At 63.5% G+C, this 10,107-nt stretch carries 6 protein-coding genes; all 6 read left to right on the top strand.

The annotated features are described in order from the left end of the window. The coding region (locus BLX42_RS09125) for an aldehyde dehydrogenase family protein (RefSeq protein ID WP_161871628.1) at positions 1-869 on the top strand (869 nt) is incomplete at its 5' end. Positions 870-1,027: 158 nt separating this feature from the next. Then, the gene (betA, locus tag BLX42_RS09120; RefSeq protein ID WP_161871627.1) at positions 1,028-2,719 is read left to right on the top strand and encodes a choline dehydrogenase; all 1,692 of its coding nucleotides are present in this window, start codon (positions 1,028-1,030) and stop codon (positions 2,717-2,719) included. Positions 2,720-2,905: 186 nt separating this feature from the next. Beyond that, positions 2,906-4,648, top strand: a complete 1,743-nt coding sequence (locus BLX42_RS09115; RefSeq protein ID WP_115273385.1) for a potassium/proton antiporter — start codon at positions 2,906-2,908, stop codon at positions 4,646-4,648. A gap of 35 nt (positions 4,649-4,683) precedes the next feature. Beyond that, positions 4,684-7,992, top strand: a complete 3,309-nt coding sequence (gene mscK / locus BLX42_RS09110) for a mechanosensitive channel MscK (RefSeq protein WP_161871626.1) — start codon at positions 4,684-4,686, stop codon at positions 7,990-7,992. Between the two features lie 170 nt (positions 7,993-8,162). Further along, on the top strand, positions 8,163-9,623 hold the full coding sequence (selO, locus tag BLX42_RS09105; protein ID WP_046784976.1) for a protein adenylyltransferase SelO: 1,461 nt from the start codon (positions 8,163-8,165) through the stop codon (positions 9,621-9,623). Between the two features lie 46 nt (positions 9,624-9,669). Beyond that, complete coding sequence (gene trxC, locus BLX42_RS09100; protein WP_115273383.1) at positions 9,670-10,104, top strand: thioredoxin TrxC; 435 nt, start codon at positions 9,670-9,672, stop codon at positions 10,102-10,104. The last annotated feature ends 3 nt before the right edge of the window (positions 10,105-10,107 follow it).

Genomic DNA, 10,107 nt, shown 5'->3' with positions numbered 1-10,107 from the left:
TCAACGTGCTGACCGGCAGCGGCCGTGAAGTCGGCACCTGGCTGACCGAACACCCGCGCATCGAGAAAGTCTCCTTCACCGGCGGCACCACCACCGGCAAGAAAGTCATGGCCAGCGCTTCGAGCTCCTCGCTCAAGGAAGTCACCATGGAGCTGGGTGGCAAGTCGCCGCTGATCATCTGCGCCGACGCCGACCTGGACAAGGCCGCCGACATCGCCATGATGGCCAACTTCTACAGCTCCGGTCAGGTCTGCACCAACGGCACCCGCGTGTTCATCCCTGCCCAGATGAAAGCGGCCTTCGAAGCCAAGATCGCCGAGCGCGTTGCCCGTATCCGCGCCGGCAACCCGGAAGACGAAAACACCAACTTCGGCCCGCTGGTCAGCTTCCAGCACATGGAAAGCGTGCTGGGCTACATCGCCAAGGGCAAGCAAGAAGGTGCCCGCGTACTGTGCGGCGGCGAGCGTCTGACCGAAGGTGATTTCGCCAAGGGCGCCTTCGTGGCCCCGACCGTGTTCACCGATTGCACCGACGACATGACCATCGTCAAGGAAGAGATCTTCGGCCCGGTGATGAGCATCCTCACCTACGAAACCGAAGAAGAAGTCATCCGTCGCGCAAACGACACCGAATACGGCCTGGCCGCAGGCGTGTGCACCAACGACATCACCCGCGCCCACCGCATCATCCACAAGCTCGAAGCCGGCATCTGCTGGATCAACGCCTGGGGTGAATCGCCAGCCGAAATGCCGGTCGGTGGCTACAAGCAGTCGGGCGTCGGCCGTGAAAACGGCATCAGTTCGCTGGCGCAGTACACTCGCATCAAGTCGGTCCAGGTCGAACTGGGCGGCTACGCGTCGGTCTTCTGAGAAACTCAGCTCCAAGCCGCGAGCAACAAGCTGCAAGCAAGTGCCGGGTGCATCACGCCCCGGCCCTTGCAGCCCTAATCCATTCGCGAGCTTCGCACGGCTGTGTTTTTTTGCAGCTTGTAGCTTGAAGCTTGCCGCTGCTTTCGAGGAGAAAGCCCATGGAATACGATTACATCATCGTTGGTGCCGGCTCGGCCGGTAACACCCTGGCCACTCGCCTGACCGAAGACGCCAGCGTCACCGTCCTGCTGCTCGAAGCCGGTGGCCCCGACTACCGCCTCGACTTCCGCACCCAGATGCCGGCCGCCCTGGCATTCCCGCTCCAAGGCCGTCGCTACAACTGGGCCTACGAGACCGACCCGGAGCCGCACATGGACGGCCGCCGCATGGAATGTGGCCGCGGCAAGGGCCTGGGTGGTTCCTCGCTGATCAACGGCATGTGCTACATCCGCGGTAACGCCCTGGACTTCGACGGCTGGGCAAAACTGCCGGGGCTGGAAGACTGGGCTTACCTGGACTGCCTGCCGTACTTCCGCAAGGCGGAAACCCGTGACATCGGCCCCAACGATTACCACGGTGGTGAAGGCCCGCTCAGCGTTGCCACGCCCAAAGCCGGCAACAACCCGCTGTTCAACGCCATGGTCGAGGCCGGCGTACAGGCCGGTTACCCGCGCACTGAAGACCTGAACGGCTACCAGCAGGAAGGCTTCGGCCCGATGGACCGTTCGGTGACCAAGAACGGCCGCCGCTCCAGCACCGCCCGCGGTTACCTGGACCAGGCCAAGAAGCGCCCGAACCTGACCATCGTCACCCATGCCCTGAGCGACCGCGTGCTGTTCGAAGGCAAGCGCACCGTTGGCGTGACCTATCTGGTCGGCGACAGCGAAGAGCGCGTCGAAGCCCGCGCCCGCAAGGAAGTCATCGTGAGCTCTGGCGCCATCGCCTCGCCGCAATTGCTGCAGCGCTCCGGCGTGGGCCCGCGCGCCCTGCTGGAAAGCCTCGACATCCCGGTCGTGCACGACCTGCCGGGCGTCGGTGAGAACCTGCAGGATCACCTCGAGCTTTACCTGCAGTACGCCTGCACCCAGCCGGTGTCGCTGTACCCGTCGCTGCTGTGGTGGAACCAGCCGGCCATCGGTGCCGAGTGGCTGTTCAACGGCACCGGCATCGGCGCCAGCAACCAGTTCGAGGCAGGCGGTTTCATCCGTACCCGCCCTGAGTTCGAATGGCCGAACATTCAGTACCACTTCCTGCCTGTCGCGATTAACTACAACGGTTCCAACGGCGTGAAGGAACACGGTTTCCAGGCACATATGGGCTCGATGCGTTCGCCTAGCCGTGGCCGCGTCCAGGTCAAGTCCAAGGACCCTCGCCAGCACCCGAGCATCCTGTTCAACTACATGGCCACCGAGCAGGACTGGCAGGAGTTCCGTGACGGTATCCGCCTGACTCGCGAGATCATGGCCCAGCCAGCGCTGGACCCGTACCGTGGCCGCGAGATCAGCCCGGGCGCGCACGTGCAGACGGACGAAGAACTGGACAAGTTCATCCGCGAGCACGCCGAAACCGCCTTCCACCCGTCCTGCTCGTGCAAGATGGGTACCGACGACATGGCGGTGGTCGATGGCGAAGGCCGCGTGCACGGCATGCAGGGCCTGCGTGTGGTGGATGCGTCGATCATGCCGATCATCATCACCGGCAACCTCAACGCCACCACGATCATGATCGCCGAGAAAATCTCGGACAAGATCCGCAACCGCAAGCCGCTGCCTCGCAGCACTGCCAAGTACTACGTGGCCAACGGCGCCCCGGTAAAAGGCAAGCCAATGCGTGAAGTGAAGCAGGCCTGACCTGCACCGGCCTCATCGCCGGCATAGGCAACACAAGAAAAGGCACCCACCGCGGTGCCTTTTCTACATCTGCAGAAACGCTTTACATGCTGCCAATTCATCAGGTTAGAATCGATTGGCACGCGACCTGCTAGTTCTTCAAAGCTATCGAGTCCTCTTCCCCGCGTTATCCCGGAGTACCTGCCTTTGGATGCAAGCACCATCAACAGCCTGTTCCTGATCGGCGCATTGCTGGTGGGCGCAAGTATCCTGGTCAGCTCGCTGTCGTCGCGCCTTGGCATTCCAATCCTGGTCATCATCCTCGCGGTCGGCATGCTCGCAGGCGTGGACGGTGGCGGCATCATCTTCAACAACTACCCGACCGCCTACCTGGTGGGCAACCTGGCACTGGCGGTGATCCTGCTCGACGGCGGCCTGCGCACGCGGGTAGCGAGCTTCCGCGTGGCCTTGTGGCCGGCATTGTCGCTGGCCACCATCGGCGTGATGATCACCACTGCCCTCACCGGCCTGGTCGCGGCCTGGCTGTTTGACCTCAGCCTCATCCAGGGCCTGCTGATCGGCGCCATCGTCGGTTCCACCGACGCCGCAGCGGTGTTCTCGCTGCTCGGGGGCAAAGGCCTGAACGAACGGGTCACGGCCACGCTGGAGATCGAATCGGGCAGCAACGACCCCATGGCCGTCTTCCTCACCGTCACCCTGATCGACATGATCGCCAGCGGCCAGACCGGGCTGCACTGGAGCCTGCTGGGGCACTTGCTGCGCGAGTTCGGCATCGGTGGCCTGCTGGGCCTGGGCGGTGGCTGGCTAATGCTGCAACTGGTCAACCGGATCAACCTGGCCGGTGGCCTGTACCCTATTCTGGTCATCGCTGGCGGGCTGGCGGTGTTCTCGCTGACCAACGCCCTGCACGGCAGCGGCTTCCTTGCCGTTTACCTGTGCGGCCTGGTGCTGGGCAACAAGCCGATCCGCAGCCGCCACGGCATCCTGCACATGCTCGACGGCATGGCCTGGCTCGCCCAGATCGGCATGTTCCTGGTGCTGGGGCTGCTGGTCACGCCACATGACCTGCTGCCGATCGCCCTGCCCGCACTGGGCCTGGCGCTGTGGATGATCCTGATCGCGCGGCCGCTGTCGGTGGTTGCCGCACTGCTGCCGTTCAAGGCCTTCCATGGCCGCGAGAAAGCCTTCATTTCCTGGGTCGGCCTGCGCGGCGCGGTCCCCATCATCCTCGCGGTGTTTCCGCTGATGGCCGGGCTGCCTGACGCGCAGCTGTTCTTCAACCTGGCGTTCTTCATCGTGCTGGTATCGCTGCTGGTGCAGGGCACCAGCCTGCCGTGGATGGCCAAACTGCTGAAAGTCACGGTACCACCGGACCCGGCACCGATCTCGCGGTCTGCGCTCGAGGTGCACATCACCAGCGAGTGGGAGTTGTTCGTCTATCGCCTGGGTGCGGAAAAGTGGTGCATCGGTGCCGCCCTGCGCGAACTTAAGATGCCCGAGGGCACCCGCATCGCCGCGCTGTTCCGTGGCGAACAGCTATTGCACCCCTCCGGCAGTACCGTGCTCGAAGTCGGCGACATGCTTTGCGTGATCGGCCACGAACACAACCTGCCAGCACTGGGCAAACTGTTCAGCCAAGCCCCGCAACGCGGCCTGGACCTGCGCTTTTTCGGCGACTTCGTGCTCGAAGGCGATGCCGAACTGGGCGCGGTGGCAGCCCTTTACGGCCTGAAACTCGACGGCCTGGACGCAAAAATGCCGCTGGCGCAGTTCATCCGACAGAAGGTCGGGGGCGCTCCAGTAGTGGGCGATCAGGTCGAATGGCACGGCACGATCTGGACCGTGGCGACCATGGACGGGAACAAGATCCAGAAAGTGGGCGTCAGATTCCCCGAAGGAACGCGACCCGGACCAGGATTGTTCCTCTAAACTTCGTTTCTGCATGATCCACAAGTAGTCTGCCTATGTCCCTGCGCGTGTACCTTCGCACAGCCCTGCTCGGGCTGTGCCTGTCCCTGCCGTTCGCCGCTGCTGCGGCCGAAGCCCCGAGCGCTGCCAGTATCCAGAACAGCCTCGACAAGATCGCCGAACGCAAGCTGCCCGAGGCCGATCAGAAGGCCTTGCAGCAGGTGCTCGAACAAACCCTGAGCCTGCTTGCCAACAAGGAAGACAGCGAGAAGAAGCTTGCCGCGCTCAAGCAACAGCTGGCTGGCGCCCCCAAAGAGACCAGCGACAGCCAGAAAGAACTGGCCAAGCTCAAGGCCAGCAAGCCACAACCGGTGGCCCAGCGCTACGCCAGCCTTAGCGTGCCGCAACTCGAACAAATGCTCAGCGAACGCAACACCCTGCAGGGCGAGCTGCAAAAAGCGCTGTCCGACGCCAACAGCCTGATCATCAATTCGCAGACCCGCCCCGAGCGCGCTCAGGCTGAGATCAGCAACAACCAGACCCGCAGCCAGCAGATCAACACTATCCTCAAGAGCGGCAAGGATGGCGGCAAATCAATCAATGCCGACCAGCGTAACCAGCTCAATGCCGAACTGGCTTCGCTAAATGCCGTGACTCTGCTGCGCCGCCAGGAGCTGGCCGGCAACGGCCTGCTGCAAGACCTGGGCAACGCCCGCCACGACCTGCTGATTGAACGCACCGCACGCCTGGAACAGGAAATCCAGGACCTGCAGACGCTGATCAATGAGAAACGTCTGGCCCAATCACAGCAAACCGTCACCCAGCAGTCGATCGAAGCGCAGAAGGCTGGCGGCAGCAGCCTGCTGGCCAGCGAAAGCGCAGCCAACCTCAAGCTTTCCGACTACCTGCTCAAGAGCACCGACCGTCTTAACGAGCTGACCCAGCAGAACCTGCGCACCAAGCAGCAGCTCGACAGCCTGACCCAGGCCGACCAGGCCCTGGACGAGCAGATCAGCGTGCTCAAGGGCAGCCTGCTGCTGTCAAAGATCCTCTACAAGCAGAAACAGGCCCTGCCGCACCTGAAGCTCGACCGTGACCTGGCCGACCAGATCGCTGACATCCGCCTGTACCAGTTCGAGATCAACCAGCAGCGCGAGCAGATGAGCAGCCCCGTGACCTACGTCGACAAGCTGCTGGCCAACCAGCCGCAGGAAGACGTCACCCCGGCCCTGCGCAAAGCCCTGCTGGAAGTGGCGATCACCCGCAGCGACCTGCTCGAACGCCTGAACCGAGAACTGTCGGCGCTGCTCAACGAATCGATCACCCTGCAGCTCAACCAGAAGCAGCTGCTCAGCACTGCGCAAGGCCTGCGCACCACGCTCGACGAACAGATGTTCTGGATCCCGAGCAACAAGCCGCTGGACTGGGACTGGTTGAAGTCTGTTCCGGAGCGCTTTGCCAAGCAGGTCGCCGACGTGCCTTGGGGGTCTGGCCTGAAGGAGCTGGGCGACGGGCTGAGCCAGCGCCCATTGTTGTTCCTGCCGCTACTGCTGGTGATCGGCGCCTTGCTGTGGCGCCGCAAATACCTGTACCAGCGGCTGAGCAAGGTGCACCAGGACATCGGCCATTTTCGCCGTGACAGCCAGTGGCATACGCCCCAGGCGATCCTGATCAATATCCTCCTGGCGATGCCAGTGAGCCTGGGCCTTGCCCTGTGCAGCTATGCCCTGCAGATCGACGCCCGCGGGCAGAACGCCAACCTTGGCTCCGCGCTCTGGCAACTGGCCCAGGCCTGGCTGGTGTTCTACACCGCCTACCGCATACTCGCCCCCGGCGGGGTGGCGGAAGTCCACTTCCGCTGGCACAAGCCGCAAGTCGAGTTCCTGCGCGGCTGGGTGCGCAGGCTGGGCACCGTAGTGCTGGCGCTGGTCGGCGTCGTGGCGGTGGCCGAGCACCAGCCGTCGGCACTGGCCGACGACGTGCTGGGCATCGGGGTAGTGCTGACCTGTTATGCACTGATGGCCTGGCTGCTCAGCCGCCTGTTGCTGAGCAGCCCCGCGCACCGCGACGCCTCGCTGTTCCGCAGGGCCGTCGGGCTGGCCTTCACGGCCTTGCCGATCGCCTTGTTCGTGGCAGTCTGCTTTGGTTATTACTACACCGCACTCAAACTCACCGACCGGTTGATCTACACCCTTTACCTGCTGATGTTCTGGCTGGTGATCGAGGCCGCCTTCGTACGCGGCCTGTCGGTTGCCGCGCGGCGCCTGGCCTACCAGCGTGCCCTGAGCAAGCGTGCGGCCGCCAAGGAAGGGCTGGATGGCGAAGTCATCACCGAAGAGCCGACACTGGACATCGAGCAGGTCAACCAGCAGTCGTTGCGCCTGATCCGCCTGGCCTTGCTCGGTGGCTTCATTGCCGGCTTGTACTGGGTGTGGGCCGACTTGATCACGGTGTTCGCCTACCTCAACAACTTCACCCTGTACGAATACACCAGCGGCACCGGCACGGCCGCCAGCATGGTGCCGATCAGCCTCGGCGACCTGCTCGGCGCGCTGGTGATCGTCGGCATCACCTTCGCCCTGGCCGGTAACTTGCCGGGCCTGCTGGAGGTGCTGGTGCTGTCGCGGCTGAACCTGGCCCAGGGCAGCGCCTATGCCACCACCACGCTGCTGTCGTACACCATCGTCGGTATAGGTATCGTCAGTACCCTGTCGACCCTCGGCGTAAGCTGGGACAAGTTGCAGTGGCTGGTGGCAGCCCTGTCGGTCGGCCTGGGCTTCGGCATGCAGGAGATATTCGCCAACTTCATCTCCGGCATCATGATCCTGTTCGAGCGCCCGGTGCGCATCGGCGACACCATCACCATCGGCAACCTGTCCGGCACCGTGAGCAAGATCCGTATCCGCGCCACCACCATCACCGACTTCGACCGCAAGGACATCATCGTCCCCAACAAGACCTTCATCACCGGCCAGCTGATCAACTGGTCGCTGACCGACACGGTCACCCGCGTCACGCTGAAACTGGGCATCGACTATGGCTCCGACCTGGACCTGGTGCGCGAGCTGCTGCTCAAGGGCGCCCACGAGAACCCACGGGTGCTCAAGGACCCGGAGCCGCTCGTATACTTCCTCAATTTCGGCGAAAGCTCGCTGGACCACGAACTGCGCATGCATGTACGGGACCTGGGCGACCGCAACCCGACGCTGGACGAGATCAACCGCTTTATCAATCGCGAGTTCAAAGCGCACAACATCAAGATCTCTGTTCGCCAGGTCGAGGTGTACCTGATGGACATGCAGGGCGGCAAGCAGCAGCTGATTCCGGCGGAGCAACCAAAACCGGATGGTACTCAACCAGTGTGAGTAGACGCCGTAGCGCTTGAACACCCAAAATACATACGAGGGCTGCGCCCTCGATCGCCGGCAAGCCGGCTCCCACAGGGTCCGCGCCGCTGCGATAGTCATGTGGGAGCCGGCTTGCCGGCGATTGGGCCGCAAAGCGGCCCCTTGGCACCGATCCCCAGGAGCAGCCCGTGAAAGCCCTCGACCAACTCACCTTCGACAACCGCTTCGCCCGCCTGGGCGATGCGTTCTCCACTCAGGTTTTGCCCGAGCCCATCGCAGAGCCTCGCCTGGTGGTGGCAAGCGAGTCAGCCATGGCCTTGCTCGACCTCGACCCGGCCCAAGCCGATTTGCCCTTGTTCGCCGAAGTGTTCAGCGGCCAAAAGCTCTGGGAAGAGGCCGACCCGCGGGCGATGGTCTATTCCGGCCACCAGTTCGGCTCGTACAACCCGCGCCTGGGCGATGGCCGCGGCCTGCTGCTGGCCGAGGTGGTCAACGACGCCGGCGAGCACTGGGACCTGCACCTCAAGGGTGCTGGGCAGACGCCCTACTCGCGCATGGGCGACGGCCGCGCCGTGCTGCGTTCCTCCATCCGCGAATTTCTCGCATCCGAGGCCCTGCACGCCTTGGGTATCGCCACCAGCCGGGCACTGTGCGTGATCGGCTCCAGCACCCCGGTATGGCGCGAAACCCGCGAGAGCGCCGCCATGCTCACCCGCCTGGCGCAGAGCCACGTGCGCTTCGGCCACTTCGAATATTTCTACTACACCAAGCAACCGGAACAGCAGCGGGTACTGATCGATCATGTGCTGGAACAGCACTACCCCGAATGCCGTGAGGCCGAACAACCCTACCTGGCCATGTTCCGCACCATCGTCGAGCGTAACGCCGAACTGATTGCTCACTGGCAGGCGTACGGCTTCTGTCATGGGGTGATGAACACCGACAACATGTCGATCCTGGGCATCACCTTCGATTTTGGCCCCTATGCCTTCCTCGACGACTTCGACGCCAACTTCATCTGCAACCATTCCGATGATCGTGGCCGCTACAGCTATGCCAACCAGGTACCGATCGCCCACTGGAACCTCAGCGCACTGGCCCAGGCCCTGACCACCGTGATCGAGGTCGAGCCTTTGAAGGAGGCATTGGGGTTGTTCCTGCCACTGTACCAGGCACATTACCTGGACCTGATGCGCCGGCGCCTGGGCCTGACCACGGCCGAGGACGACGACATGGCGCTGGTCGAGCGCCTGCTGCAACGCATGCAGAGCGGGGGTGTGGACTACAACCTGTTCTTCCGCAGGCTGGGCGATCAACCGGTGGCCGAGGCACTCAAGGGCGTACGCGACGATTTCATCGACCTGGCAGGTTTCGATGCCTGGGGCGCGGACTATCTGGCCCGCTGTGAGCGTGAAGCCGGTAATGGCGATGGGCGCCGCGAGCGCATGCATGCGGTGAACCCGCTGTACGTACTGCGCAACTACCTGGCGCAAAAAGCCATCGAAGCCGCCGAGGCCGGTGACTACAGTGAAGTGCGGCGGCTGCATCAGGTGTTGAGCACGCCTTTCGAGGAACAAGCCGGAATGCAGGCCTACGCCGAGCGACCGCCCGCGTGGGGCAAACACCTGGAAATCAGCTGCTCCTCCTGATGGCTGGCCGGCGATAGCGTCCGAACAAACACCACAAGGAAACGACATGTCCGACTCACTGCTAGTGCCCTGCCCCCACTGCGACGGCCTCAACCGCCTGCCTTCATCCCGCCTGGGCGATGCGCCGAAATGCGGCCGCTGCAAACAGGATGTGCTGTTGAGCCAGCCGTTCGAGCTCAACGAACGCAACTATGCCAGCCAGATCAAAGGCGACCTGCCGCTGCTGATCGACGTCTGGGCCGACTGGTGCGGCCCGTGCAAGTCCTTCGCCCCCACTTTCGAACAGGCCGCCCGCCAGCTCACCGGCCGCTGCCGCCTGGCCAAGCTCGACAGTGAAGCCAACCGCAACCTTGCGGGCCAGTTGGGTATCCGTTCGATTCCCAGCCTGATCCTGTTCAAGAACGGCCGCGAAGTCAGCCGCCAGGCCGGCGCGTTTCCACTGCAGTCGTTGCTGGAGTGGCTACGCAGCCAAGGGGTTTAAGCC

The organism is Pseudomonas sp. SG-MS2 (assembly GCF_009933855.1).
Taxonomy (GTDB): Bacteria; Pseudomonadota; Gammaproteobacteria; order Pseudomonadales; family Pseudomonadaceae; genus Aquipseudomonas; species Aquipseudomonas putida_E.
The sequence above is the reverse complement of the archived record's forward strand: the minus strand, read 5'-3'. Positions and strand labels throughout refer to the sequence as shown.

Excerpts from the sequence above, each read along its gene's own strand:
- betA (WP_161871627.1), top strand. The coding sequence starts at position 1,028 with ATGGAATACGATTACATCATCGTTGGTGCCGGCTCGGCCGGTAACACC.
- mscK (WP_161871626.1), top strand. The coding sequence starts at position 4,684 with ATGTCCCTGCGCGTGTACCTTCGCACAGCCCTGCTCGGGCTGTGCCTG.
- trxC (WP_115273383.1), top strand. The coding sequence starts at position 9,670 with ATGTCCGACTCACTGCTAGTGCCCTGCCCCCACTGCGACGGCCTCAAC.